This window comes from Chryseobacterium sp. 22458, from assembly GCF_052044975.1.
Classification (GTDB): Bacteria; Bacteroidota; Bacteroidia; order Flavobacteriales; family Weeksellaceae; genus Chryseobacterium.
Genome location: NZ_JBQEOA010000006.1, coordinates 20,730 through 46,707 on the forward strand (window position 1 = coordinate 20,730; position 25,978 = coordinate 46,707).

General features: G+C 37.9%; 23 protein-coding genes. 11 read left to right on the forward strand and 12 right to left on the reverse strand.

The annotated features are described in order from the left end of the window. Nucleotides 1–33: 33 nt before the first annotated feature. Together ACTJJF_RS18705 and recG are read left to right on the forward strand one after the other, a co-directional pair. Nucleotides 34–567, forward strand: coding sequence for a thioredoxin family protein (locus ACTJJF_RS18705; RefSeq protein WP_065400607.1), 534 nt, complete (start codon nt 34–36; stop codon nt 565–567). A gap of 116 nt (nt 568–683) precedes the next feature. Beyond that, the gene (recG, locus tag ACTJJF_RS18710) at nt 684–2,774 is read left to right on the forward strand and encodes an ATP-dependent DNA helicase RecG (protein WP_440700627.1); all 2,091 of its coding nucleotides are present in this window, start codon (nt 684–686) and stop codon (nt 2,772–2,774) included. Nucleotides 2,775–3,381: 607 nt separating this feature from the next. On the opposite strand, the gene ACTJJF_RS18715 is transcribed toward recG, so the two are convergent. The 4 genes from ACTJJF_RS18715 to dapA all read right to left on the reverse strand — a co-directional run bounded on the left by ACTJJF_RS18715 (nt 3,382) and on the right by dapA (nt 6,213). After that, complete coding sequence (locus tag ACTJJF_RS18715) at nt 3,382–3,828, reverse strand: response regulator (RefSeq protein ID WP_312302061.1); 447 nt, start codon at nt 3,826–3,828, stop codon at nt 3,382–3,384. Next, nucleotides 3,821–4,402: a helix-turn-helix domain-containing protein gene (locus ACTJJF_RS18720; protein ID WP_312302059.1), complete on the reverse strand. Its 582-nt coding sequence runs from the start codon at nt 4,400–4,402 to the stop codon at nt 3,821–3,823. The genes ACTJJF_RS18715 and ACTJJF_RS18720 overlap by 8 nt, the downstream gene beginning before the upstream one ends. A gap of 295 nt (nt 4,403–4,697) precedes the next feature. Then, on the reverse strand, nt 4,698–5,198 hold the full coding sequence (locus tag ACTJJF_RS18725) for an N-acetyltransferase family protein (protein WP_440700628.1): 501 nt from the start codon (nt 5,196–5,198) through the stop codon (nt 4,698–4,700). A 142-nt stretch (nt 5,199–5,340) separates the two neighbouring features. Then, nucleotides 5,341–6,213, reverse strand: a complete 873-nt coding sequence (gene dapA / locus ACTJJF_RS18730) for a 4-hydroxy-tetrahydrodipicolinate synthase (protein ID WP_440700629.1) — start codon at nt 6,211–6,213, stop codon at nt 5,341–5,343. A gap of 180 nt (nt 6,214–6,393) precedes the next feature. Between dapA and ACTJJF_RS18735 the strand changes: the two genes are divergently transcribed. The 4 genes from ACTJJF_RS18735 to recO are packed head-to-tail and all read left to right on the forward strand — an operon-like array spanning nt 6,394 to nt 11,039. Further along, nucleotides 6,394–7,152: a 5'-nucleotidase C-terminal domain-containing protein gene (locus ACTJJF_RS18735; protein ID WP_440700630.1), complete on the forward strand. Its 759-nt coding sequence runs from the start codon at nt 6,394–6,396 to the stop codon at nt 7,150–7,152. Continuing rightward, nucleotides 7,152–8,102 carry a bifunctional metallophosphatase/5'-nucleotidase gene (locus ACTJJF_RS18740; protein WP_312302054.1) on the forward strand — a complete coding sequence of 317 codons (951 nt, stop codon included), beginning with the start codon at nt 7,152–7,154 and terminating at the stop codon, nt 8,100–8,102. Before ACTJJF_RS18735 ends, ACTJJF_RS18740 begins: the two co-directional genes overlap by 1 nt. A gap of 1 nt (nt 8,103) precedes the next feature. Then, on the forward strand, nt 8,104–10,353 hold the full coding sequence (gene porZ, locus ACTJJF_RS18745) for a type IX secretion system anionic LPS delivery protein PorZ (RefSeq protein ID WP_440700631.1): 2,250 nt from the start codon (nt 8,104–8,106) through the stop codon (nt 10,351–10,353). Beyond that, nucleotides 10,353–11,039, forward strand: a complete 687-nt coding sequence (recO, locus tag ACTJJF_RS18750; protein WP_440700632.1) for a DNA repair protein RecO — start codon at nt 10,353–10,355, stop codon at nt 11,037–11,039. The genes porZ and recO overlap by 1 nt, the downstream gene beginning before the upstream one ends. Before the next feature lie 16 nt (nt 11,040–11,055). Here recO and ACTJJF_RS18755 read toward each other — a convergent pair whose 3' ends face one another. The 4 genes from ACTJJF_RS18755 to ACTJJF_RS18770 form a co-directional block, all read right to left on the reverse strand. Continuing rightward, entirely contained in the window at nt 11,056–13,719 is a 2,664-nt protein-coding gene (locus ACTJJF_RS18755; protein WP_440700633.1) for an MGH1-like glycoside hydrolase domain-containing protein, read from the reverse strand. Nucleotides 13,720–13,784: 65 nt separating this feature from the next. Beyond that, nucleotides 13,785–14,594 (reverse strand): glucose 1-dehydrogenase, encoded by an 810-nt coding sequence (locus ACTJJF_RS18760; protein WP_440700634.1) that lies wholly within the window; start codon nt 14,592–14,594, stop codon nt 13,785–13,787. A gap of 72 nt (nt 14,595–14,666) precedes the next feature. Continuing rightward, nucleotides 14,667–15,140 (reverse strand): GNAT family N-acetyltransferase, encoded by a 474-nt coding sequence (locus tag ACTJJF_RS18765; RefSeq protein ID WP_440700635.1) that lies wholly within the window; start codon nt 15,138–15,140, stop codon nt 14,667–14,669. Nucleotides 15,141–15,144: 4 nt separating this feature from the next. Next, a complete protein-coding gene (locus ACTJJF_RS18770; protein ID WP_440700636.1) occupies nt 15,145–15,762 on the reverse strand; it encodes a DUF1684 domain-containing protein in 618 nt (205 codons plus the stop codon). Between the two features lie 132 nt (nt 15,763–15,894). Here ACTJJF_RS18770 and ACTJJF_RS18775 point away from each other — a divergent pair, with 132 nt between their 5' ends. Next, nucleotides 15,895–17,478 carry a GMC family oxidoreductase N-terminal domain-containing protein gene (locus tag ACTJJF_RS18775; RefSeq protein ID WP_440700637.1) on the forward strand — a complete coding sequence of 528 codons (1,584 nt, stop codon included), beginning with the start codon at nt 15,895–15,897 and terminating at the stop codon, nt 17,476–17,478. Here ACTJJF_RS18775 and ACTJJF_RS18780 read toward each other — a convergent pair. The 3 genes from ACTJJF_RS18780 to mqo all read right to left on the reverse strand — a co-directional run bounded on the left by ACTJJF_RS18780 (nt 17,475) and on the right by mqo (nt 20,320). After that, nucleotides 17,475–18,341, reverse strand: coding sequence for an AadS family aminoglycoside 6-adenylyltransferase (locus ACTJJF_RS18780; RefSeq protein ID WP_440700638.1), 867 nt, complete (start codon nt 18,339–18,341; stop codon nt 17,475–17,477). The two genes, ACTJJF_RS18775 and ACTJJF_RS18780, sit on opposite strands and share 4 nt — an antisense overlap. A 1-nt stretch (nt 18,342) precedes the next feature. Next, a complete protein-coding gene (locus tag ACTJJF_RS18785) occupies nt 18,343–18,744 on the reverse strand; it encodes a hypothetical protein (RefSeq protein ID WP_312302039.1) in 402 nt (133 codons plus the stop codon). A 70-nt stretch (nt 18,745–18,814) separates the two neighbouring features. Further along, nucleotides 18,815–20,320, reverse strand: coding sequence for a malate dehydrogenase (quinone) (mqo, locus tag ACTJJF_RS18790; RefSeq protein WP_312302037.1), 1,506 nt, complete (start codon nt 20,318–20,320; stop codon nt 18,815–18,817). 512 nt (nt 20,321–20,832) lie between these two features. Here mqo and ACTJJF_RS18795 point away from each other — a divergent pair. From ACTJJF_RS18795 to ACTJJF_RS18805, 3 genes are read left to right on the forward strand one after another with little or no spacing between them, the layout of a single operon-like run. Then, the gene (locus tag ACTJJF_RS18795; protein ID WP_440700639.1) at nt 20,833–21,936 is read left to right on the forward strand and encodes a hypothetical protein; all 1,104 of its coding nucleotides are present in this window, start codon (nt 20,833–20,835) and stop codon (nt 21,934–21,936) included. 11 nt (nt 21,937–21,947) lie between these two features. Next, complete coding sequence (locus ACTJJF_RS18800; RefSeq protein ID WP_312302034.1) at nt 21,948–22,769, forward strand: hypothetical protein; 822 nt, start codon at nt 21,948–21,950, stop codon at nt 22,767–22,769. An 11-nt stretch (nt 22,770–22,780) separates the two neighbouring features. Continuing rightward, a complete protein-coding gene (locus ACTJJF_RS18805) occupies nt 22,781–23,548 on the forward strand; it encodes a hypothetical protein (protein ID WP_440700640.1) in 768 nt (255 codons plus the stop codon). Nucleotides 23,549–23,626: 78 nt separating this feature from the next. On the opposite strand, the gene ACTJJF_RS18810 is transcribed toward ACTJJF_RS18805, so the two are convergent. Continuing rightward, nucleotides 23,627–24,667, reverse strand: coding sequence for an NAD(P)H-dependent glycerol-3-phosphate dehydrogenase (locus ACTJJF_RS18810; RefSeq protein WP_440700641.1), 1,041 nt, complete (start codon nt 24,665–24,667; stop codon nt 23,627–23,629). A 224-nt stretch (nt 24,668–24,891) separates the two neighbouring features. On the opposite strand from ACTJJF_RS18810, the gene ACTJJF_RS18815 reads away from it, so the two are divergent. Continuing rightward, nucleotides 24,892–25,920, forward strand: a complete 1,029-nt coding sequence (locus tag ACTJJF_RS18815) for a peptidoglycan DD-metalloendopeptidase family protein (RefSeq protein ID WP_440700642.1) — start codon at nt 24,892–24,894, stop codon at nt 25,918–25,920. Nucleotides 25,921–25,978: the final 58 nt, after the last annotated feature.

A 25,978-nucleotide genomic window follows, 5' to 3' on the forward strand; every position in this document is an offset into this window, starting at 1 on the left:
ATGCTTATTTTTACGTAAATATCAAATCAAATTATGAAGAAAATTTTAAGCATAGTTCTCTTATTACTATTAAACTTTAGTTTCGCCCAGGTAAAATGGATGACCATTGAAGAAGCTTTAAAAGCCCAAAAGGAAAATCCTAAAAAGATCCTTATCGATTTTTACGCAGACTGGTGCGGGCCATGTAAGATCATGGACAAAAAAACATACGGTCATCCTGTAATAGCCCAGATCTTAAATGAAAATTATTATCCGGTAAAATTTAATGCAGAAGAGAAAAAAAGTCTTGAAATTTTTGGAAGAACATTTTCCAACCCGAACACAGAGCAAAAGAAAGGAAGAAACTCCCTGCACGAATTTACCCAGTATATGAATGTAGGAGCTGTTCCAAGTACCGTTTTTCTGGATGAACATGGTGACCCGATTACCATTCTTCAGGGAGAATTATCTGCAAAAGAACTGGAACCTTATCTGGAACTGATCTCAAAAGATCTTTTTAAAAAGATCCGAACCCGGGAACAATGGGAAGATTACCAGAAAAAATTCAAATCTAAAATCAAAGATTAAATACATAAAAAGGCTTTCAGGATCTGAAAGCCTTTTTCATGCCTCAATTTTTAATATTTTGGAATGAAAAATTTCAAATCCCAGCTATTTTCCCGAAATTAGGGCTCGTTTTTCAAATGACATTAGATACTTCCATAGAATACGTAAAAGGCATAGGCCCGGAAAGAGCCAAACTCATCAAAGGTGTGTTGGGCTTATCTACCGTAGAAGATATGCTCAACTTCTATCCTCTCCGCTATTTAGATAAAAGCAAGGTCTATAAAGTATCGCAGCTTCAGGAAGAGAGCAGCCAGGAGATACAGCTGAAAGGAAAAATCACCCAGGTTCAGGAAATTCAGACCGGAAAAACCAAAAGATTATCTGCTAAATTCAATGATGAAACCGGAAGTATGGATCTTGTATGGTTTCAATATTCAAAGTGGCTGAAAGAGCAGCTGCCCATCAACAGAGAGGTTTATATTTTCGGGAAAATCAATGTTTTCAACCGTCAGTTTTCGATGCCTCATCCGGAAATTGAAGCTGTAGAAGAAAAAAAAGAGGGCGATACCCGGCTGAAGCCTATTTATCCGAGTTCTGAAAAACTGACCAAAAGAGGACTTGGCCAAAGGTTCTTTCAGAATTCCCTGAAAAATATCTGTAAAGAAATCCCGAATCTTATTGAAGAAAATTTCCCGGAATATCTGATGAAGACTTTCAAGCTGATGTCCAGACAGCATGCTTTTCTCAACGTACATTTCCCTAAAGATCTGGAGCATTTTGACAAAGCTGATTTCCGGTTAAAGTTTGAAGAATCCTTCTTTTTTCAGCTGGGATACGGTTTGAAAAAGCTTCATCATAAAACACAGTCCTATGGCAACCCCTTCCCTATCATCGGGGATCACTTCAACGGTTTTTATGAGAACCATCTTCCTTTTGAGCTTACGAATGCGCAAAAAAGGGTCTTAAAGGAGATCCGGATGGATATGAAAAGGCCGATCCAGATGAACAGACTGTTGCAGGGAGATGTAGGCTCGGGAAAAACAATGGTGGCGTTACTTACGATGCTCATTGCTATGGATAATGGTTTCCAGAGCTGTATGATGGCTCCTACCGAAATTCTTGCCCAGCAGCATTATAATGGAATTAAAGATCTTCTTGAAAAAACAGGAATCAATGTACGTCTTCTGACCGGCTCCACCAAAACTGCCGAAAGAAGGATTATCCATGAAGAACTTGAAAACGGAAGTCTTTCTATTTTAGTAGGAACCCATGCCGTTTTAGAAGATAAAGTGAAGTTCAAAAATCTTGGTCTTGCCATTATTGATGAGCAACACCGGTTTGGGGTAGCACAAAGGGCAAAATTATGGGCTAAAAATAAAATACCTCCTCATATTCTGGTAATGACGGCAACACCAATTCCACGAACGCTGGCCATGAGTTTTTATTCCGATCTGGATGTTTCTGTGATTGATGAAATGCCGGTGGGAAGAAAACCTATTATCACCGCTCACAGACGTGAAAAAGACAGACTTTATGTTTACAATTTCTGTAAGGATGAGATTAAGAAAGGAAGACAGGTGTATTTTGTATATCCATTGATTGAGGAATCTGAAACCCTGGATTATAAAAACCTTATGGAAGGTCTGGAACACGTTATGGATTATTTTTCAGATTACAATGTAACCATGCTTCACGGAAAAATGAAACCTGATGAGAAAGATGCGGCTATGGCCTATTTTGCTTCGGGGAAAGCTGAAATTATGGTAGCTACTACAGTAATTGAGGTAGGAGTAAATGTTCCCAATGCATCGGTAATGGTGATTGAAAGTTCCGAAAGGTTTGGTCTTTCACAGCTTCATCAGCTCAGAGGGCGTGTAGGAAGAGGGGCTGAGCAAAGCTATTGCATCCTTATGACCTCTGATAAATTATCTAAAGAAAGCAGAACCCGCATCAAAACCATGGCCGAGACAAACGACGGTTTTAAAATATCTGAAGTAGATATGCAGCTCCGGGGTCCCGGTGATATTCTGGGAACCCAGCAAAGTGGTGTAGTAGACTTCAAAAGACTGGATCTTGTCAATGATTCAGCCATCATCAAAACAACAAAAAATACAGTTGACAGAATTCTGGAAGCTGATCCTATGCTAACCAGACCAGACAATATGATCATAAGGAACTATTATATCCGGTATTATAAAGGAAAAAATAAGTGGAGTAAAATTTCATAAAAAAAACCGCAGAAAAATTTTCCTGCGGTCCCCTTATAAAACTGTTATTTAGAAGAAATTACTTTTGGTCTGATTAAAAAATTTATTTTAATAGCTCAGGCTTAATATTTTGTGATGTGGTGTGAAAATATTTATTATTATTTGAATATGGTAATGGCCCTAACTATTAAAATAAATTATAAAAAACAAAATGAATTATTTTTCCAACTTGCTTATTATAAAAACTAACTGCGTATAGTGGAGATGAGGGAATGAAACGAATAAAAATACCTCCAACTATCTTGAGTTTTCATGATTGTACCGTTTTGTTTAAAGATCTTCTATGCTTTAAAATTGGAAATCAATATAATTCATTTTGTTAACTAACATCGTGATTTATATAATATTTTGTTTTTCCTGAAACAATTGCCTCCCATTCATCTGTATCTTCTTCTATATAGTCAAATTTGTGTCACTGAGATTACTGATACAAATGTCAGAATATTAATCGAAATCCATTTTATATTATTTTAACATTTAGTTATAAAATTTTCACTTATTTGTGAATAGTATGCAACAAATATCATTTTATTCTCAACTATTGAAATTTCAAAAAAATGAGTATTCATCACACTTTAAGGATAAAATTATCTTTATTCAAACCTGAGGTATAATACTGCCAATTGATGGTAATAATTTCTGTAAGTACCTTCTTTAAAGCTTCAAAAGCTTCAGGTTTTTTCATATAAATATTAGCTCCTTTTACAAAAATATCTTCAATTTCATCTTCCGGAATCGGTTCGGAATAAATGGCGGTTACCATATTACTGAACTTCAGGTCTGAATGAATTTCATCCAAACATTCCATACTGTCTTTTCCGGGGATTCTGTATTTTATAAAAACTATTTCGGGTACTACTGCCTCCTCACGATTCAAATATTCCATCAGGCTTTTTCCGTTGCTGAAGCATTGAACTTTAACAGAGATTTTAAGCTCTTTCAAAATATTTTTAAAAAAAATCAAAGTGTTTTCATCGTTATCTGCTACTATTACGTTCAGAAATTCTCTATTCATACTGCATTTTAGGGTTTAAGGCCGTGTTTTGGGCTTTTCTTCTTCTTCCTATAATTTTTTGGAACTGAGACGGGGTAACTCCTGTTGTATTTTTAAATTGGGTGCTTAGGTGTGCTACACTGGAATAGTTCAGTTTGTGGGCAATTTCTGTCAGACTTTGCTTATTTCTGATGATCAGAGCTTTTGCGTGTTCTATTTTCTGAAGAATTATAAAATTTTCTATAGAAGTAAAAGCAACTTCAGAAAAGAGATTGGAAAGGTAGCCATAGCTGTGGTTCAGCTTTTCAGAAATATAAATGGATGCCTTCACCGGAATAATTTCATCAGAAAAAACGAGTTCTACAATCGCATCTTTTATTTTCTGAACCAAGGCTGTCTTCTGACTTTCTATGATCTCAATCCCATATTCGCCGAGATTTTTCTTAAAAAGATGATGCTGTTCCTGGGTGAAGGGTTCGTAAAATTCCACTTCACCAAAATTAAGCAGGCGGTACTTCAGACCGTGCTCTTTAAGTTTCTCGTCCAATACCTTTTTGCAAAGGGCATTGAAATCAAATTTAACATACATTTTCATCCTAGTAGTAAATAAGTCAAATATTTAGTAAATATAATAATTTATTTCAATTAAATGTGAAATAGAAGTATATTTTTTTTATAGACTATCAATACAAAAAAAACTCCTGTATATGAGAATACAGGAATTTAAACACTAAGGATGAAAAAAATATACTGATAAAAAGCTGAATCAGCTCAAAACCAAGCATATGAATGTATTATTGTAAGTGATTTGGTTCTGAAGCAAAGATGATTCAAAAAGAGAAATCACTTGTTATAGAATTACAGGATAAAGTTACAAAATTTTAAGTCAATTATCTGTGAATTAGAAATTCCATCAGGTAATCATCCATAACAAATCCGTTCCCGATGTCAAAAACGCCTTCGTCATAAACCCTGTATCCCTGGGACTCATAGAAGTTTCTGGCAGCGTTGTTTTTATTTACATTCAGAATAATTCTGTGGTTTCCGTTTTCAGATACTTTCTGATTCAGAAACTGAAGTGCACTTTTTCCCAGTCCTTTTCCTTTACTTTCCGGTACCAGATAAATACGGTGAAGTTTAGTAGAATTTTCTTCGTAATTGTGCTCATACCCGATAAAACCGTCATAGGAAAGATCATCATTCTGGATCAGATAATAGTGATAATCAGGGTTTAGAAGATGCTTTTTGATTTCAGTTTCAGAATACATTTCAGACAGCATATATTCCATCTGTTCTGCCGAAAGAATATCTGCATATGCTTTTTCCCAAGATCTGCGGGCCAGATTCTGAATCAAGGGAATGTCATTCTCTGTAGCTTGTATAAATTTCATGATTTGAATTAATATAAAGTGTTTGATCATTAAAAAAAGTGAAAAGCCGAAGCTTTTCACCTGATGATATTTTAAATAATGAATAGTAAGATTCAATTCTGTATTTACAATCCATACTGACCGTTACTATTCATTTTAATTTTTAAATGGTTGCCATTTCAGCTTTAATTTTCGCATAAAGTCCTTCTGAAGCTGCTACTAAAGGAAGTCTTAAATAATTTTTAATGATTCCTTTTTCAGCCAGCACCACTTTAATCCCGCAAGGGTTTCCTTCTGCAAAAATCAGACGGATAATTTCAACCAGTTTATTGTGAATTTCGTAAGCTTCTTTCACTTTACCATCAAATGCCAGCTGAACCATTGTGGAAAATTCTTTTGGATATGCCTGTCCTATTACAGAAATCACTCCGTTTCCACCTGCTAAAGTTACAGGAAGTGTATATTCATCATCTCCGGAAACCAAAGAAAACCCTTCAGGCTTCTTTCTCAGAATATCAAAATACTGCAGAATATTCGGTGCCGCTTCTTTGATCATAAAAAGGTTGGAAAACTCTTTTGCAAGGCGGATTGTAGTATCTGCTTCAACATTCTGCCCGGTTCTTGAAGGTACATTATAAATAATAATGTTCTTACCTGTAGAAGCCAATGCTTTATAGTGCTGGTAAAGACCTTCCTGATTAGGCTTATTATAGTAAGGAGATACGGAAAGTACCGCTTCAAATGCAGAAAGATCCGCCTCTTCTATCTGTTTCTTAACCTCAAGAGTATTGTTGCCGCCAATTCCCAATACTAATGGAAGACGTTTATTATTCACCTTAATGATATGCTCAATTACCTGTTTCTTCTCTTCATCAGAAAGCGTTGCGGCTTCTGCCGTAGTTCCCAATACTACCAAATAATTGGTTCCGTTTTCAATATTATACTCAACAAGTTTTGTTAAACTGTCAAAGTCAACGGATAAATCTTCATTAAAGGGTGTCACCAACGCAACACCTACTCCTTTTAAAATGCTCATCTGTTCGAATTATTTTTGTCAAATTTAATCATTTACCGTAAGAATTTGTAATAAATAATAATGTTTTATTATACATATAGTTATATTTGCATATACTAAAAGATTTTATGAATCGTTATGACCGAAATTTTTATAAAAGAATGGCGATTGCATATGACCTTATAAAATAATTTGCAACATATGAAAAATAAATTCTTGTTACTAGGAATTGCTCTGGCTTCGCTTACAGCATGCAAAACAGCTTCTACGCTGCAGCTTGCGGATGTGAAGACCCAGAAAAATATTTCTATTAATAATGAGCTGAAAAATGATGAGGAGTTTGTAAAGTTTATTGAACCCTATAAGCAAAAACTGGATAAAGAAATGAACCAGAAGATATCACACACCAATGTGGATCTTACAAAGCAGGGGGACAACAGCAATCTGGGAAATCTTTTAGCAGATTACACTCTTGAGGGAGGTGATGCATGGGCAAAAACTCATCTGAAACAAAATGTGGATGCAGCATTGATCAATATCGGAGGGATCCGGACTACGATCGGGAAAGGTGATATTATGCTGAAAAATCTTTTTGAAGTAATGCCTTTCGAGAATGAACTGATAATCGTAAAAATGAAGGGTGCAGATTTAGCCGGGCTTTTTGAATATTATGCAAAAACACAGGTCAATAATCCGGTCTCTCATTTATATATAGAAACAAAAAACGGACAATTAACCCAGTCTTTAATTAATGGAAAAACAGTAGATCCGAACCGTGACTACTATATTGCCACATCGGACTATCTTGCTTTGGGCGGCGACAATATGAAGTTTTTCTCAAAGGGAGAATCAATCGCTACAGGAGTAAAGCTCAGGGATTTATATATTGAATGGTTCAGGAAAAATCCTGAAATAGTTCCTGCTACAGATGTTCGTTTAAATTTTACAGGTAAGAAGTAATGGATAGAAAAAGTTTTTTAAAGGCAATAGGTGGCGGATCTTTGGCAATGGCCTTAGCTCCCAATATGATGATGGCGGAAGAATTAAAAATTCTTGACTTAAAGTCCGCAAATAAACTGACTATTCTTCATACCAATGACCAGCATAGCAGAATAGAGCCTTTTGATGCAAGCTATACCAAAAATCCCAATCAGGGAGGCTTTGCAAGAAGGGCAAGCTTAATTCAACAGATCAGAAATCAGGAAAGCAATGTACTGCTTCTTGATTCAGGAGATATTTTCCAGGGAACACCATATTTTAATTTTTTCGGTGGGGAGCTGGAATTTAAACTGATGTCCATGATGAAGTATGATGCTTCTACCATGGGAAATCATGATTTTGATAACGGGTTGGAAGGTTTTTTAAAGGTACTTCCTAATGCTAAGTTTCCATTTATCTGTTCCAATTATGATTTTAAAAATACGATTCTGGACGGAAAAACTTCCCCTTATAAAATTTTTAACAAGAATGGAATTAAGGTGGGAATTTTCGGAGTCGGGATCCAATTGGACGGTCTTGTAGGTAAAAAGCAGTATGCGGAAACCGTTTACACCAATCCGGTTGATGTAGCACAGCATTATTCAAATTTCCTGAAAAAAGAACAAAAATGTGATCTTGTGATCTGCCTTTCACACATAGGCTACGATTACAGGGATGAGCCTGATAAAATAAGTGATAAGAAATTGGCAGCCAATACAGAAAATATTGATATTATCTTAGGTGGCCATACCCATACCTTCCTTCCGGAACCTCAGACTTTCACCAACAGACAAGGGAAAAATGTTCTTGTCAATCAGGTGGGATGGGCAGGTCTTCTGTTAGGCAGGATAGATTTTTATTTTGATACAAACAAAAACGTAAAGCATATCTCCTGGAATAATCAGGTAATAGACAGCAGCATAACAGCATAATATGAAAAAACTCTCTATAATTTCTCTTGGTATTTTAGCCTCTCTGCAGTTTACTAAAGCACAGGTCATTTCATCCAAAAAATGGGCAGATCTTTTCTCTTACAACAATGTCTTCGCTATGAAGGAAGACAATGGGAAAATTATTGCAGCCACAGAAAACGGAATATTCTATTATACAATATCAACAGGAGAGATTACGAAGTTGTCTAAAGCTAACGGACTTCATAACATCGGTATAACTGCCTTTGATTATAATCCTCAGACTAAAACTGGCCTGATTGGTTATGATAATGGTTCTATGGATGTTATTACTCCGCAGGAGATCAAATATATTGTTGATATTCCTATTGCTGCAGGTTACAGTGGAGATAAAAGGATCAATCATATTTCTATACACGGAAACCAGGCGGTGATTTCTGTAGGGTACGGTGTTTCTATATTTAACATGAATAATAAAGAATTCGGGGATTCTGCATTCTTTATAACGGGCGGAACTTATGAAGCCAGCAACGAAGCAACCATATTTGGAAACAAGGTATATTCTGTTACCAAAAGCGGTCTGAAAAGTCATGAGCTGAATACCACTTTCCCGGTATACACTACCTGGACTACAGAAGTTCCCGGTTCTTTCAAACATATAGATTCTGAATCGGAACTTGTTTTTTCATCTGCAACGGCAGCATTCATGTACAATAATGGGACTCCTACACAGCTTCCGACTTCATTCAGTGACATTCGTGACCTTGTCATATCAACCAACAATATTGTAGTTACTGATACCAGAATCTACACCTATGGCATGAACGGAATCGCACAGAATGCCATAAGCCCGGGAGAAGAATGTAATACCGCCATCACTTCCGGTGGTAAAATACTGAGTGGTACGGTCTTGTCAGGGATAAAAGACGAAGGTAATATGACATACAAACCTTCAGGTCCACATTTCAATTTTGCTAATAATATCAATTTATTTGATAATAACCAACTTCTGGTTTCATCGGGATCCAGAATTAATAACTATAACCATCCTGCCAATAATCCTAAAAAACCGGGGTTTTATTATTTTAACGGGACTGAGTGGATTTATCCTTCTTTTTTCAATAATAATGCACGCCAAATTAATGTGTTGGATGCCATTCTCAATCCAACAGACAATAGTGAGGTTCTATTTACCAATTATACGATGTTTGACAATGGAGTCTATAAAATGAAATATAATGCCGGCAATAAGGACTTTGACCTGGTAAAATATTATAATTTAGATGCTAACCCATACACACGCCGACCGGTAGGATTTGCTACTGATTCGCAAAACAATATTTTCGTATCTGTTGGATTTAATAATGGAGTAAGCGCCACTATGGCTATTTATGATAAAGCAGCAGATGACTTTATTGTAAAACCGCTTGTCATTTCAAGTGAAACGGTACAGAAACCTGTTTTGCATGAAAATATGTTATGGGTTCCGCTACCACGATCTCTTAATTTCTGGACGTATAATTACAACAACCCAACCAATCTTTCTGATGATACAGACTACATCATGGGAGAACCTAACGGATTTAAAGAAGGAACTTTATCTGTAGCATTTGATAAGGCGGGAGATGCCTGGATTGGTACGTATGGAGGAATAAGAGTACTACAGAATGCTGCATCAGAAATAAAATCACCACAGCCTAAAGCTGAACCTATAATCATTGAGCAAAACGGTCTTGGTGAAGAACTTTTCAGAGATTCAGCTATTCTTCAGATTGCTGTAGATGCCGGAGATCATAAATGGGTCTCTGTAGAAGGAGGCGGTGTATATTATCTGTCGTCTGACGGGCAGAAAACAATCAAGCACTTTACTAAGGAAAATTCGCCACTTCCTACCAACAATGTCACAGATATAAAAATAGATAAAAAGACAGGTAAAGTTTATTTTGTAACATACAATGGTATTGTAACCTATCAGGGAGATGTAGCAGATGTAACAGCAAACTTCGGAGACGTGCTGGTTTATCCTAACCCTGTTGTTTACTCCAATTTCAAAGGAAAAGTTACCATCAAAGGTCTGGCAGAAAAGACCAACATAAGAATTGTAGATGCTGCTGGAAACGTAGTGCATTCAGCCGTGGCAAGAGGAGGATATTATGAGTGGGATCTTAACAATCAGAAAGGAACCAGAGTGGCTTCAGGAATGTATTTTGTCTTGATGACCAATGAGGATGGATCTGATAAAGCGACAGCCAAAATAGGAGTAGTCAATTAATGAATTTACAAAACGGTTTTTTACTTTCCTATATTAAATATGGAGAAAATGATGCTGTACTGCATTGTTTTACAGAAGATGAGGGTTTTCAAAGTTATTTCTTAAAAGGAATCTATTCTAAAAAGAATAAAAAGAAAGCCCTGCTACAACCGTTGAATCAACTTGTCTTTTCCGTTAATCCTGTAAGAGGAAATGGAATTCCTTCCGTTTCGAAATTTGAGTTGATCAGAAACACCGATATTGATACGGATATAAAAGCCAATACCGTGATCTTTTTCATTTCAGATTTTTTAAGCCATATTCTCAGATATGAAAATAAAAATCTCCAGATCTATTTTGAGATTGAAAAGCTGATCAATGAGCTTGTCAATAGAAATTATCAGGCTCACCTTCTTTTCCTGATTGCTGTACTGAAGATCCAGGGAGTAGCTCCACTATTGAGTGACGGGAGATTTTTAGATCCTGAAACAGGAACTTTTTCTCTTAGCCCTACTCATCAGTTATTCGGTGAAGAGATTTCACAAATCTGGAGAACTGCACTGAATGCTGAAAACTTTTATACATCAAAGATTCACTCCTCTTTAAGAAAAGATTTCCTGGACAGCCTTCTGGTGTATTATCATTACCATATCACCGATTTCAAAACCCCGGCATCACTGGAAGTGATACAGCAGATTTTCGAATAATCTGAAAGATAAAAATTTACTCTTTCTTTTCTCCGGCATCTTCAGGCATTTCTGTTTCAGACTCTGCCATTTCTTTTTTAGGGAATCTTGGCTGTAATATTTTGGCAATAAGCCCGGTCCAGCCTGTCTGATGCGAAGCTCCTACTCCACGGCCGTTATCTCCATGGAAATATTCATAGAACAGGATATAGTCTTTAAAATCAGGATCGGTTTGAAATCTTTCATACTGTCCGTTTACAGGTCTTTTTCCGGTTTCATCTTTCAGGAATATTTTTGCCAGCCTTTTGTTTAATGCATCTGCTATCTGATCCAGATTGGAATAATTTCCGCTTCCTGTAGGATATTCCACCAGGAAATCGGGACTATAATAGAAGAAAAACCGCTGAAGACTGTCAATAATCAAAAAATTAATAGGAAACCAGACCGGTCCCCGCCAATTGCTGTTTCCTCCGAAAAGCCCGCTATCACTTTCAGCAGGAGTATATTGTACACAATAATCTGTTTCGTTGAGGTTCAGTGTGTAAGGATTTTTCTCATACTCTTTAGAAAGAGCTCTTATACCATAATCGCTTAAAAACTCTTCGGGATTCAGCATCCTTTTAAGGAGCCTTTTTAACCGATGCCCCCGAAGCAATGATAAAAGGTGCTTGGAATCCTGTCCCTTGACTTCCCATCTTGAAACCAATGATGCAAGTTCCGGTTTATTATCCAGAACCCACTTCATTCTTTTTTTAAAGTTAGGAAGATTCTCGATCATTTCATCATCAATCACCTCAACGGCAAACATAGGGATCAGCCCTACAATCGTGCGTAATCTTAAATACATATGGGTTCCGTCACTGGAAGCAATGGCATCATAAAAAAATTCGTCCTCTTCATCCCAAAGGCTGAAATTTTCCTCACCCATATTATCCAGAGAATGGGCAATAGACAGGAAGTGCTCAAAAAACTTCATGGCCATTTCTTCATACACGCTATTGTAAAGTGCCAGTTCTAAGGCAATTCTCATCATATTCAGGGCAAACATAGCCATCCAGCTTGTACCGTCAGACTGTTCCAACTGTTCTCCATTGGGCAGCACCGAATTCCTGTCGAATACCCCTATATTATCAAGTCCCAGAAAACCTCCCTCAAAGATGTTGTTTCCATTGGTGTCTTTTTTATTGACCCACCAGGTAAAATTCATCAGCAACTTTTGAAAAGCACTTTCCAGAAATTCAAGATCAGGTTTATCTTTCAGATATTCATCAATTTTAAATACTCTGAAAACGGCCCAGGCGTGTACAGGAGGGTTCACATCACTGAAATTCCATTCATAGGCAGGCAGTTGCCCGTTGGGATGCATATACCATTCGAAGAGAAAAAGTTTCAGCTGATGTTTGGCAAAATCCGGATCAATCAGGGAAAAGCTGATGGTATGAAAAGCTAGATCCCAGGTGGCATACCATGGATATTCCCATTTATCCGGCATAGAAATAATATGTTCGTTATTAAGATGTTTCCAGTCATAATTTCTGATCTTTTCCCGTGACTTCGGTGGCGGTATCTCTGCCGGATCTCCTTTCAGCCATTTTTCAACATTGTAATGATAGAACATTTTATTCCATAGCATTCCTGCAAAAGCCTGTCTCTGCACCAGCTTTTCATCTTCAGAGGCAATGCCTTTCTGGATTTCCGCATAAAAGTCGTCTGCTTCTTTATGCCTTGTTTCAAAAATATCATTAAAATCCCGGAACGGATCTTTTAAATCTTTATCTGAAATCCTGAATTCAAATATTTTCGTTTCTCCGGCTTTGAAAAACTCATCGATAAAAAAAGAAGCTTTTGTTCCCGTATCAGGATTGACGGCCTGGGAATTCCCCGTCATTACAAACGTATTGATGCCGTCTTTACAATACTTTGATTCATTAGATGAACCGTAAAGCCTCTCATTATTTGTTTCATTATTACAAAACAGAACTTTTGCAGATTGCGCAGCATATATATTTCTGATTTCAAGGTCTTTGTGACTGACTTTAATATGATCTGCTTCTTCAGCATTCAGCTGTGGTTTATAATCATCATAGCCCCAATTCCAGGTATTCCGGAACCACACAGTTGGCAGGATAATAAGAGGGGCTTCTCTCTCAGACTTATTGACGATTTTTAATTTCACCAATATATCGTTGTGTCCTTCCTTGGCATATTCAATAAAGATATCGAAGTACTCGTTGTGATCAAAAATACCTGTATCAATCAGCTCATATTCCGGTTCGCTTTTGCTTCTTTCCGCATTCGTTTTTATCAGATCTTCATAAGGAAATGCATTTTGCGGATATTTGTACAGCATCTTCATGTAGGAGTGCGTAGGTGTAGAATCCAGGTAATAAAAATATTCCTTTACATCTTCTCCATGATTCCCCTGTCCGTTGGTAAGGCCAAAGAAACGTTCTTTCACCATGCTGTCTTTTTTATTCCAGAAACCTATGGAGAACACCAGTTTTTGAAGGTCATCACAGATCCCGCAGATCCCTTCTTCACCCCATCTGTAGGTTTTGGCTTCTGCCGTATGATGGCCTGTATAGTTCCAGGCATCACCATTTTCACTGTAGTCTTCACGCACAAGACCCCACTCACGATTGCTGACGTAGGGTCCCCATTTTTTCCATAAAATATCTGAAAGCCTTTTTTTTTCTGACATAAATACTGATTATGAGTAAGTAATAAGTAATGAATAATTAAATCCTGACCTTTAAGCCAGGAATATTATCCTCCGGTAGAAAAACTCTCAAATGTTGTCATTCCTCCGTCAACGAAAATACTGGTTCCGGTAATGTAGTCAGCAAGGTCGCTGGCAAGGAATGCGGCCAGATTTCCTATATCCTGCGGCTGCCCTATCCTGTTGTAGGGAATAAGGGTAAGAAGTGAGCCCAGCGCTTCCGGTGTACTCCACGCATCTTTATTGATCGGTGTCTGAATAGCTCCCGGACAAATAGAATTGACACGGATTTTATTGGCTCCGTATTCCTGAGCCAGGGTTTGCATCAGCATCCTGATGGCGCCTTTACTTGAGGCATAGTTGGCATGTCCTGCCCAGGGAATAATTTCATGCACAGAACTGATATGAATAATTTTTCCACACGCTTTGGAACGGGAAGGATCTATTCCACGGTGTAAAAATTCTTTAATGGCTTCTCTGGCACAAAGAAACTGTCCGGTCAGGTTCACTCCTATTACGGCATTCCATTGATCTATGGTCATTTCAGTAAACTTGGCATCTTTCTGAATACCTGCATTGTTGATCAGAATATCCACGGTATGAAATTCGGAAACAACATCCTGAAACATTTTTACGACCTGATCTTCCTTAGAAACATCACATTGGTACGTAATTCCGTTTCCACCTGCATCTGTAATTTCCTTCAGTACGGCCTGTGCTTCTTCCAAAGATCTTTCTGAAGAATGATTGACAACTACTACAGCGCCTGCTGCAGCTAAACATTTTGCAATTCCTGAACCTATTCCACTGGAAGCTCCTGTAACGATAGCAACCTGGTTATGAAGTGATATTTCCATATTTTGAGTTTGATGTTACTCAAAGTTAGGGAAAGAAATCTGCAGAAGAAAAATTAAGGTTTTAAAATTTTATTAAAGTTTTTTGTGCATCAGGTACTGAGGACCGCTTCTTCCGATTCTCGTTTTTCCGTCATAGATGTATCCTGCCTCAAGGTAAATATGATAAGCGGAGTCATTTTTTTGATTGACGGCCAATACCAGTTCATTACAGTTTTTAAAATGTTCCTTTACAAACTCATCCACTTTCATCATTGCACTTTTCCCAATTCCTCTTCCCTGCATCTGAGGATTAACAGACAGAGAACGTATCAAAACAGAATTTTGATTATCAGTAAGTTCCAACTTATCTTTCCCGAAATCAAGAACAAAAAATCCTGCCGGAATATCATTCTCAAATATCGTTATGGGAAATGCATCTGAATCGTCCCTTTCACTGATGTTCTTTAAAGCCTGCTGAGCCGTTGCTGTAAACCTCATCTGATTCTCATCCAAAGCATAGCTGACTCCGGCAAGGTGTTCCGGCGTAAAGAATTTTAAATGTATCATAATATTAATGGTGATAGATGTCTTCGTACATTACTCCTGCACGGATCTCTACAGGAAGCTTATTTTCTTCAGGAACTATGGGGCAGTTATAGTCGTAAGCATTATAAGCACAGAAAGGATGGTAAGATTGGTTAAAATCCAGTACAATGGTATTTCCCTTAGGAATTTTAAGGTCCATATACTTACCGCCGCCGTAGGTTTCTTTTTCATTCGTAGCATCTCTGAACGGAAGAAAAAGATAATCTCCGTACTTTTTTTGTTTGATCAGATCCAGACTTTGGTATAAAGTAAGCGTGTAAGGTTTTCCATCCAGGGTAAAAGTAGCTTTTCCATATTCCTGATAAGATTTGGTCTTGCCTGAAGAGGTAGGCAGATCAAACGGTTTCGGATCCTGCGTTTTGACAAATTTTGCCGTGATCCTGTATTTTATATCAAACGGAAAAAAAGGATGCTCTTTAAAATTTTTAAAGTTATCTCCCCTCAATGGGGTCTCTTTTGGATCAAGGTATTCTGCATTCAATGCCTTTTGAAATTTCCGGACCTCCATTTCCTCTCTGGAAGCTTTTTTCTGCGAAAAAATCCATAGTGGCAGGATCAAAAAGAACAATATATATTTTTTCATGAAATTTAAAATTATAAGTAAAGCTATGAATTTCCCATCTATCAAAAGTTAAAATTGTAATAAAAAAGCATAATCTGTTTTAAATAAAATGCCCATCCATTGGTCTAGCATACTTTTTGAAAAACAATGCGCATGGACAGAAAGAAATTCATCAAGACAAGTGCTTTGGCAATATCCGGCTTTTATTTTCTTCAATCTGATCTTTTCCGGGCTTCTGAGCGGAAGATCAATATCGTAAGAGAAACCATAGATGCGCCTGTTATCATCATCGGCAGCGGATATGGCGGTGCTGTTTCTGCCCTTCGTCTTTGTGAAGCCGGAAAAAAGGTATTAATGCTTGAAATGGGTCTTAACTGGGAAAAAGCAGGCATCCCGTTTTCCAATCTGTTAAAACCCGGCAAAAGCTCAGCATGGAAGAAAAAAAGCATTGCTCCTTTTATGAATATCTTTTCACTCACTCCATTCACCGGAATACTTGACCGGCTGGATTTTGAGCATATCAATATCTGGGTAGGAAGGGGCGTTGGCGGAGGTTCTCTGGTGAACGGCGGAATGGCTGTAACTCCGAAGGAAAGCTATTTCAAAGAAGTTTTCCCGGATCTGGATGCTGACAAATTCTACAGTCATTATTTTCCTCTGGTTCACCAGGAGCTTAAAGTAAATGTGATTGATGAGCAGTTTTTAAAGGACTGTCCTTATTACAAATTTACAAGAGTAGGTGAAGAGGAAGCCCATAAAGCAGGTTTTAAAACAATGAGGGTTCCCAATGTCTATGATTTTAAATACATGGAAAAAGAATTCCGGAATGAAGTTCCCCGGTCTGCTCTTAATACGGAAGTAATATACGGGAACAATTACGGTAAAAACAGTCTGGATAAAACCTACCTCAAAAAAGCAATGGAAACCGGAAATCTGGAAATACTGGACCTTCATTGTGTGGATACCATTCAGCTTAACGAAGATAAAAGCTATACCTTGAATGCCCACCAGATCGATACTTCAGGTAATACGGTCTCTGAAAAAACTTTTAACTGCAAAAAACTGATCCTTGCAGCCGGAACAATGGGAACCCTACAGCTTCTGCTGAGATCCAATGCAATCAATAATTTTCCTGTGAATAATCAGATTGGAAAGAAATGGGGGAATAACGGAAATTTTATGACCGGAAGAAATTGGGTAAAACCACTGTCCGGAGGTACGGGAGCCAAGCAATCTACGATTCCGGTTGGAGGCATTGATAACTGGGAAGACAAGGAACATCCTTTTTTCACAGAAATAGCACCCTTACCTATGGGAATGGACGTTGCTACCGCATTATATCTGCTGATCAACAGAGTGGATAAAAAGGGAGAAGTAAGCTATGATAAAGTGAAACAGACCCTGAAGCTGGACTGGAATGAAAATAACACTGTCCAGATGAGGGAAAATGCCAAATATTTTGTCCGGAAAATGAATAAGGCCAACGGAGGAACCCGGAGCCACTTCCTGTTCAATAATGGTTTTGGAGCTGATATATGCTATCATCCGCTTGGAGGATGTGTACTGGGCGAAGCCACCAATGAATTCGGAAAGCTGAAAGAGCATGAAAATCTCTATGTTCTGGATGGATCACTGATTCCAGGAACCATTGGGGTAAATCCGTTTGTAACCATTACGGCCATTGCTGAATATTGTATTGAAAATCTGATCCGTCAGAATGAATTTGCCTTAGCTTAAGATATTGATTTTACTTCTGCGAGGTAATTCCGGATCTCATTCTCATGGGTATGGGGATATTCAAAGCTGAGCTTTTCGGCCAATGCGGTGCCCAGCTCATGTACCAGATCAGCGTAAGCCAGTAAAGCGGCCCAGTTTTCATCGATATTACTTCCTGAAAATGTAGCTTCTACTCTATGCCAAAGATCTGCAGAGAGGTATTTTTTGAAGAGCCTTCCGTGCTTATTGGTTGTGACAGTATTCCAGTCATAGGCAGCAGCAATATGCCATTCAATCAAAGGAACAAGATAATCTGTGCGCAATATATTTTCAGACATGAATTTAGCATAGAAAATATCTCCACGCTTCAGACATTTGGCAACATAAGTAGTATCCCACCAAAAATCATTAAGCAATTGCATGAATTTCTTTTCTGACGGCTTATGAATCATAACCGACTGATAGGTTGGAGATTTCAAATCCTTTGTAAGGCCATCTTTATCAATCAGCACTTTATAACCTACATCCCAGTCATCGGGAAGGCTTTCCAACTGTATTTCTTCAATAAATTCTGAAACCTGGTAGAGTTTAAAATCAACTTTTACATGGTCTTTATACAGCACCATTTTCATTGCATGTTTCCCTTCAAAGACTGTGTCATCTTCTTCTATCATGGAAATAGGTTCACCGAAAAGGCTTAGCCATTCATTATTGATTTCGTATGTTTCTCGGTGCTCAAAAACCAGTTCTACATCAAGATCACTAAAATCATCTACGGGAGCATAGGGATTCACCAGCGAACTGGTCAAAAGAACAGCACGGATATCCGGGTTATTTTCAGCCCAGTGAATAATTTGCTCCAGCTTTTCTTCTCTTATTTTCATATTAATAGGATTCTGAAATCTTCACCCGGTAGATATCGGATGAATTCCGTTTTATAGATTCTACGAAGAAACCGCCTTCTTCCGGGATAACCTCTTTTAAATCAAAACTTTTACAATCTTTAGGTAAGCCCGAAAATATCAGGGTAAACCAAAAATCCTGCATAAAAGGCACCGGCGTCCAATAAGGGGATATTGAAATATTTTCTGCATGAATCAGCTTACTTCTGTGCTCGGACTGGTTATCAAAAAGATAGGTTGAATGCCAGATCCTGATCAGGTTTCCTAAAAAAGGGGATGCCGGAAAGCAACAGTGCACAATCACCTGTCTCTCTTCTTCTACTTTAGCCTGAAGAGATTCCAGAAGTTCTTTTACAATGACTGGCTTTACAACTACTTCTTCCACGTTGTTATAAGTAATAGGTAATGAGCAATGAGTAATCTGTGTATGTAGTACTCATTGCCCATTGCTGATGTTAATATTCTAATTCCAGTTTTTCTTTTGTGTAATTTCTTACTTCCTGGGTAAGTTCGGGATTGTCTGCCAGTTTTTGTCCGTAAGAAGGAACCATTTCCAGTAACTTTCCTTTCCATTCACCATGGAATTTTTCAGGAAAGCATTTTTCAAGAACATCCAACATGGCATATACTGCTGTTGATGCACCTGGTGAAGCTCCAAGCAATGATGCAATGGTACCGGCTTTGTTGACTACCACTTCAGTTCCGAATTCAAGTTTTCCTCCTTCTTTTTCATCTTTTTTAATCACCTGAACTCTCTGTCCGGCTACTTTCAGTTCCCAATCAGCTTCTTTGGCATCTTTGATAAATTCTCTCAAATGCTGCATTCTCTGGGCTTTGGTCATGGCAACCTGCTGAATAAGGTATTTCGTCAAAGGAATATTATGCCACCATGCACCGAATAATGATTTTAGGTTTTTGGTATTCACACTTTCCGGAAGATCCAGGTAACTTCCTTCTTTCAGGAATTTTGTAGAGAAACCTGCGAAAGGACCGAAAAGAAGAGCTTTCTGCCCATCAATGATTCTGAGGTCAAGGTGAGGAACAGACATTGGCGGCGCATCTACAGTAGCCTGTGTATATACTTTTGCCTGATGTTTTTCTACCAGTTCCTGATTATGGGTTACCAGCCATTGTCCTGAAACCGGGAAGCCTCCATATCCTTCACTTTCTTTGATGTCTGAGCTGTCAAGTAACGGAAGCGCATATCCTCCGGCACCAATAAATACAAAGTCGGCAACAACTTCCTGTTTGTGATTGTGAATTCTGTCTTTCACCTTCATTTCCCACTTTCCGTTTTCTCTAGGATCTATATCTTTCACTTCGTGGTATAAGAAAACCTCTACATTGGAATCTTCAAGCAGGTGTCTTCCCATTTTTCTGGTTAATGTCCCGAAGTTCACATCTGTTCCCATATCCATCTTCGTGGCAGCCATTACTTCAGATTTATTTCTTTTGCTCATGACCAGCGGAATCCACTCTTTCAGTTTTTCATGATCAGTAGAAAATTCCATTCCGGAGAAAAGAACCGATTCTGTCATTTTATCGTGTCGCTTTTTAAGGTATTCAGCATCTTTTTCTCCAAAAACAAGACTCATATGCGGACAGGAGTTGATAAAATCTTTAGGCTCATGAATATACCCTTTGGAAATCAAATAGGCCCAGAACTGTTTTGAAATCTCGAACTGCTCTGCAATACTTTCTGCTTTTTTGATATCAATGGATCCGTCTGGTTTTTCCGGGGTATAATTTAGCTCACAAAAAGCGGAGTGCCCTGTTCCGGCGTTGTTCCATGCTGCTGTACTTTCTTTGGCAAATCTTCCAAGTCTTTCGAAGATAGCGATTTCTAGATTGGGATCAAATTCATGAAGCAGCGTTGCTAAAGTGGCGCTCATGATTCCGCCTCCTATCAGTACAACGTCGTATTTTGGTTTCGGTGTTCTGCTTGTAAGCGATTGTGACATAATTTTAAAATTTTACTTCAAATTTCGGGAAAAGTTTTAAAAACTAAAGTGTGTTTAACGATTTTAACACGTTAATTTTCCTCCGAAAAAATCTTCTTTCCTGCACAACAAAAAATCATGGAAATTATCAATAAAGTTTCATCGAAATGATGAATCATTACTTACCTGTGGAAAAAAAAGTACCACAAATTAGCTTTTTTTTATTCACTGTACAGTCATTAATTAGAACACGTTATAGTGTCTTATACAGTGTGAAAATTTAAGTTGATTTAAGTTCATGTTATAAAACACTTTATCCATAATCATTTTAAACATGTCACTTTTTCAACAATAAGTGATTAAATTTAAATAATTTTTCAATAATATCACCTATTATTGAAAAATATACATTTTTATAGATAAAATTCTAAATTAAAATCAATAAACGATTGTTTTTTTTACGTACCTTTAAATTTAAATAGTACATATATATATCAAATATGAATTAAAATTATTTTATAAATATACTAAAGATGAAAATTATTACCTTCCTGGGTACAGTGTTCGCAACAGTGACATTTGCTCAGAGTGGAAGTGTTGGAATCAACACGTCTACCCCAGACCCCAGTGCAGTTCTGCATATTGAGAATTTTAAAGGAACTCCAGCTACAGTTACCGCTACTATTTCAGGCGGAGCAGTTACCGGTATTACGATTAATAATGGAGGAAGCGGCTATACCTCTGCACCTACGGTTAACTTTTACGGAGGTGGCCCGGTTGTAAACGGAGGTTCAAAAGCCCGTGCTACAGCCACTATTACGGGAGGAGCAGTTACCGGTATTACGATTAACAACGGAGGAAGCGGCTATACCTCTGCACCTGCAGTTTCAGTTTCAGGAGGTAATAAAGGGATGTTATTTCCCAATCTGAATCTTGCGAACCTAAGCAGTACAACAACCCCTGTTGCATCCCCTGCTAATGGACTTATTGGATTTAATGGCGGAACAAACAGTAATAACAAAACACTACATGTTTTCAACAGCACTACGAATTCATGGCAGAGTACCATTGATGCTCAAAATACACCAAAGATTGCCTACCTTGATTTCACCGGATCTTTATCTGCTTTAAATGATGCCGTGGCCGGTGCCAGCACTCCCCTGATTGTTAATAATCCCGCTGTATCCGGTGTATCAAACATCAGCGGATTTAAAGTTCTTCCCAACGCTTCATCAGGATACTCCCTGATTCTTCCACAGGGAAACTATCTGGTGGAAGTGAACCTGAATTTAAATTCTCCTCAGGAAAGTCCGGCAGGTGTAAACGGTACTGCCCCGCTTACAGGGAGTACATATTATCTGATGGGTTATTTTATAGATTTCATTCATGATACCTATAACAATACTACAAATACCTTTACCGCAGTAAGTGTTACCCGAAAAGAAGTTCCGATTGTTTCAAAGGTAAGCACTAATCACCTGGCTACATGGTCTTTCTATTATACTGTTCCTGCGAATGCCAATGCCAATATTATCGGTGGATTAAGAATGAGCCTGGGAAGAATGCAGAACAGTACATTCTATGACCTTGTGAATGTAATTGCCAATGGATCTTATATTAAAATATCTCAGCTTTAAAAAGAATGAAAATGATAAAAAGTTATATCCTGCTATTATTAATCATAGCACAGACCATATATGCACAGGTTGCGATTGGAAAGTCCACAGTGAACAGCTCTGCTGCTTTGGATGTAATCTCTACCATCAATAAGGGAGTTCTTCTTCCAAGAGTAGATATTGTAGACATACTGAGCAATACATCCCCCATAAGCAGTCCGGCAGAAGGACTTGTTGTCTACAATAAAGGAAACTCCATCAGTCCTGGTATTTACATTTGGAAAAACAATATGTGGAACCTGCTGTCTGACACCTATAACCTTGTAAGTTATATGATGCTTCAGCGTACTACAGATTATGCGGTATTGGGTGGTTTGGCCAACGGTACCTATAAAAATTTCAATGACGCTGCCTTTAATGTAATATCGAATGATATTGGTGCTTTATATAATTCATCTACAGGAGTAATTACTCTTCCGGGAAACAGCGGTTATCTGGTGAATGTATGCCTGAACATAAGAACAGCTCTTGAAACAACAACAGGTGGAATCGGGGGAACGCAGGTTCATTTGCATCAATATCTGGTAAAACTTGTAGACCCTGTGAGCGGAACTCAGTATGGCAAAACAATAAGCATCAATGAGCAATCTATTGCCACCAATAAAACCCACACCCTGAATATGAGTTTTTCTTTTGTAACCACTTCACCTTCTCCCATTCTTTTAGTGCCCGCCATTGCTCACGACACAGGAGGAACTTATCAGAACGGAGCCGGGGGAAGCACCCCTAATAACGGAGAAATTATTATCACCAATGCGAAAGTTGATATCGAAAGATCAGCCCTTAACCAATAATTAAAAACACAATGAAAACATATATTTATATTGTCTGCATGATACTTTTCGGCACCGTAGATGCACAGGTGGGTATCAATACAAACACTCCTAATACAAGCAGTGTTCTGGACATTAATTCGTCGAACAAAGGAGTTCTTTTTCCGCAATATGATCTTGTTGTTCTAAACAGTACTTCAACTCCTGTTGCCAACCCTACAGACGGACTTATCATCTATAACAGCGGAGGGGCTTCCACATTTCCGAAAGGATATTACGTCTGGATAAGAAATCAATGGCAGCGTATCCTTATTGCAGGAAGTGAGCCTCAAAATATGTCTTTGCTTATAGGTTCTGGAGTTTTAATTCCTGCCGGAAGTACAAATAATACGCTTGCAAATTTTTCCGTAACCTCTAATAAAATTACAGGTGCATCTCTGGCTGCAGATAATTCTACCATAACATTACCCGCAGGAAATTATATCATCCGTTATTCAGTAGATTCAGGAACCGGAGCTTTTGTTAGCGGATCAAATACACAATATCTGGGACAGAACTTTACCTGTACCAGATCTTATCTGATTAATTCTGCTACCAGCGCAACAATTACTGAAGTAAACAGAACATGTCTTCTGTCCAGCTCTTTTACTTTTTTCCAAGGAACTTATTTTCTAACGCTGGCTGCTCCTACAACCATCCGTCAGAAATTTGAATTTGATTCTCCAGGAAATGGTTTTACAGCCAACAATCTTAATATCAGATCGTCATTATCTTTAGTGATCACTAAAATGGGACAATAAAAAAAGCTTAAGCACGAGAAATGCTTAAGCCGGATTATGTATCTTGAAAACAGGGTTTAAAATTTTTAAATCCTGTTTTTAATTCAGTTTTGCAGTGAGCTTTTTAAATTGTTTTTCTGCATTTTTACCATCATAAAGAATGGCATATACCGTATCGATAATCGGTAACTTGAGATTCTTCTGTTTTGCCGTTTTATAGATTGATTGGGCAGCATAATACCCTTCTGCAACCATATTCATCGACTGGATGGCTGATTTTACGGTATATCCTTTTCCTATCAGGTTACCGAGGTTTCTGTTTCTTGAGAACAGTGAATAAGCAGTTACCAGAAGATCGCCAAGATAAGCACTTTCATTCACATCTCTCGGTGCTTCATAGATTGCTTCCAGGAATGTTTCCATTTCACGGATTGCATTGGAAACAAACACAGCGGTAAAGTTATCACCATACCCCAGCCCGCTTGCTATACCTGCTCCGATGGCAAAAATGTTTTTAAGAATGGCACTGTACTCATTTCCCAGGATATCCTTACTGGTTTGAACTTTGATAAAGTCTGAACTGAAAATTCTTTCCAGCTTTTCTGCCGTTTCATCTTCCACCGTGGCAATGGTAAGGTATGAGAGTCTTTCCATTGCTACTTCTTCAGCGTGACAAGGTCCTGCAATAACGGCCTGATTTCTGAAACCAATCTTGAATTCATCACGCAGATAATGGGCTACCACATCATTTACTTTAGGAATAATTCCTTTAATTGCCGAAACAAAGATTTTGTCTGAATAGTCGCAAGTCATTTTATCCAGGGTATCAGACAGGTAAATGGATGGTGTTGCTAAAACGATTACATCACAGGCAGAAACCAATTCATTGATATCCGTTGTCAGTTTTAAACTTTTAAGATTAAAATGAGCAGCAGTAAGATAGGTCGGGTTGTGACCTCTGAGCTCAATAGCTCCTTTTACAAATTCACTTCTTACACACCAGTGTACTACTTTACAGTTTTCAACAAGCATTTTTACAATAGCGGTTGCAAAACTTCCGCTTCCTACTACCCCTACAGAAACATCGCTTTTACTCTTTTTGGGATTCGAAGATTCTGAAATTGTTTTCTTTTTAGCCATAATTGGAATGTGAACTGCAAATATATTAAACAAAGATTTAACGGGAGGTTTTGAGGACATGATAAAAAGTTTTTTTTGAAAAAATTAACACCTCTGCACAATTAAATATCTAATTCAGCGTTTGATACAGAAAAAACTGAATTTTCATTAAGAATATCCTCCATTGTTTATTTTTAATTAAATTTACAGCCCTAAAACCGTTTTAAAATTTTAAGAGAAGAAATATGAAAAAATTTCTAAACAGCAAGAAGAACGTAAACATTCTCCTGGGAGGACTTTTACTAGTAGTTTTTGCTCAAGGTATCTTTATTGCCAAACTTTTTTCTGAAAAGGATGACAAAAACTATGAGGTAAACCTTGTCAAAATAAACACTGAAAAAGACAGTGTAGATTATTTGAAAATGAAAACCGATCTCACTTTGGTGGATCAGACCGTAGGTCAGCTGAATTCTTTCCTTAAATCCAAGGATATTTCCAATGAAAAACTGATGATGCTCGATCAGGACAGTATTTCAAATTCCATTTATCTATCCAAACAAGCCAACCGATACAGCCAGTATCTGATGGATCTTCAGAAAAAACTGATGCAGGTACCATTGGGAATGCCTACAGACGGATATATTTCATCCAATTTCGGAATAAGAAAAAATCCTATCCCATTTAAAACCGTGTACGCTTCCGTAAGGTCAGGTACTGCGGCTGAGGTAAAACCAGTGGCAACAGCAGCTCCAAAACCTGAAGTAAAAGCTGAACCTGTAGAAAAAATCGTTGAACTTACAGACAGCTATGGCAATAAAAGAGAAGTAAAAGTATTGGTGACTCCCAAAGCGGCACCGGTTGCTTCTGCTCCTGCGACATCCGCTGTGACTAAAACTGTTGCAGTAAATGGTTCTAAAGCAGTTCCCGCTGAAAAAAACAATCCACCTGCTGAAGCAGACCAGATGCAGTTTCACAAAGGGCTTGATATAGCAGTTGCGTATGGCTCTGATGTAAGAGCAGCTGCTGCAGGAACAGTCATTTTCTCAGGCCAGAAAGGCGGCTATGGAAATTGTGTGATCGTTTCTCACGGAAACGGACTTGCTACTTTATACGGACATTTATCTCAACTCGTTTCTAAGGTGAATGATAAAGTGAAAGTAGGCCAGGTCATTGCAAAATCCGGTAATTCCGGACGTTCTACAGGGCCGCATCTTCATTATGAAGTACACAAAAACAATACACCGGTGAATCCGAAATTGTTTATGAATCTATAAAAGAAAGCTGTCTCCGGTGAGGCAGCTTTTTACTTTAAGGCTTGGATCAAAATTGAAT

What these genes read in the sequence shown, in the direction of transcription:
- ACTJJF_RS18780 (WP_440700638.1), bottom strand. Translation starts at nt 18,341, where the DNA reads ATGAAAATAAGAGAAGAAAAGCTGGAGCAAATTATTCACTGGGCTGAA.
- porZ (WP_440700631.1), top strand. Translation starts at nt 8,104, where the DNA reads ATGAAAAAACTCTCTATAATTTCTCTTGGTATTTTAGCCTCTCTGCAG.
- ACTJJF_RS18705 (WP_065400607.1), top strand. Translation starts at nt 34, where the DNA reads ATGAAGAAAATTTTAAGCATAGTTCTCTTATTACTATTAAACTTTAGT.
- ACTJJF_RS18735 (WP_440700630.1), top strand. Translation starts at nt 6,394, where the DNA reads ATGAAAAATAAATTCTTGTTACTAGGAATTGCTCTGGCTTCGCTTACA.
- ACTJJF_RS18725 (WP_440700628.1), bottom strand. Translation starts at nt 5,198, where the DNA reads ATGAAATTTATACAAGCTACAGAGAATGACATTCCCTTGATTCAGAAT.
- ACTJJF_RS18715 (WP_312302061.1), bottom strand. Translation starts at nt 3,828, where the DNA reads ATGAATAGAGAATTTCTGAACGTAATAGTAGCAGATAACGATGAAAAC.
- ACTJJF_RS18740 (WP_312302054.1), top strand. Translation starts at nt 7,152, where the DNA reads ATGGATAGAAAAAGTTTTTTAAAGGCAATAGGTGGCGGATCTTTGGCA.
- ACTJJF_RS18815 (WP_440700642.1), top strand. Translation starts at nt 24,892, where the DNA reads ATGAAAAAATTTCTAAACAGCAAGAAGAACGTAAACATTCTCCTGGGA.
- ACTJJF_RS18770 (WP_440700636.1), bottom strand. Translation starts at nt 15,762, where the DNA reads ATGAAAAAATATATATTGTTCTTTTTGATCCTGCCACTATGGATTTTT.
- dapA (WP_440700629.1), bottom strand. Translation starts at nt 6,213, where the DNA reads ATGAGCATTTTAAAAGGAGTAGGTGTTGCGTTGGTGACACCCTTTAAT.
- ACTJJF_RS18760 (WP_440700634.1), bottom strand. Translation starts at nt 14,594, where the DNA reads ATGGAAATATCACTTCATAACCAGGTTGCTATCGTTACAGGAGCTTCC.
- mqo (WP_312302037.1), bottom strand. Translation starts at nt 20,320, where the DNA reads ATGTCACAATCGCTTACAAGCAGAACACCGAAACCAAAATACGACGTT.
- recG (WP_440700627.1), top strand. Translation starts at nt 684, where the DNA reads ATGACATTAGATACTTCCATAGAATACGTAAAAGGCATAGGCCCGGAA.
- ACTJJF_RS18805 (WP_440700640.1), top strand. Translation starts at nt 22,781, where the DNA reads ATGAAAACATATATTTATATTGTCTGCATGATACTTTTCGGCACCGTA.
- ACTJJF_RS18800 (WP_312302034.1), top strand. Translation starts at nt 21,948, where the DNA reads ATGATAAAAAGTTATATCCTGCTATTATTAATCATAGCACAGACCATA.
- ACTJJF_RS18765 (WP_440700635.1), bottom strand. Translation starts at nt 15,140, where the DNA reads ATGATACATTTAAAATTCTTTACGCCGGAACACCTTGCCGGAGTCAGC.
- ACTJJF_RS18810 (WP_440700641.1), bottom strand. Translation starts at nt 24,667, where the DNA reads ATGGCTAAAAAGAAAACAATTTCAGAATCTTCGAATCCCAAAAAGAGT.
- ACTJJF_RS18755 (WP_440700633.1), bottom strand. Translation starts at nt 13,719, where the DNA reads ATGTCAGAAAAAAAAAGGCTTTCAGATATTTTATGGAAAAAATGGGGA.
- ACTJJF_RS18720 (WP_312302059.1), bottom strand. Translation starts at nt 4,402, where the DNA reads ATGAAAATGTATGTTAAATTTGATTTCAATGCCCTTTGCAAAAAGGTA.
- ACTJJF_RS18775 (WP_440700637.1), top strand. Translation starts at nt 15,895, where the DNA reads ATGGACAGAAAGAAATTCATCAAGACAAGTGCTTTGGCAATATCCGGC.
- ACTJJF_RS18795 (WP_440700639.1), top strand. Translation starts at nt 20,833, where the DNA reads ATGAAAATTATTACCTTCCTGGGTACAGTGTTCGCAACAGTGACATTT.
- recO (WP_440700632.1), top strand. Translation starts at nt 10,353, where the DNA reads ATGAATTTACAAAACGGTTTTTTACTTTCCTATATTAAATATGGAGAA.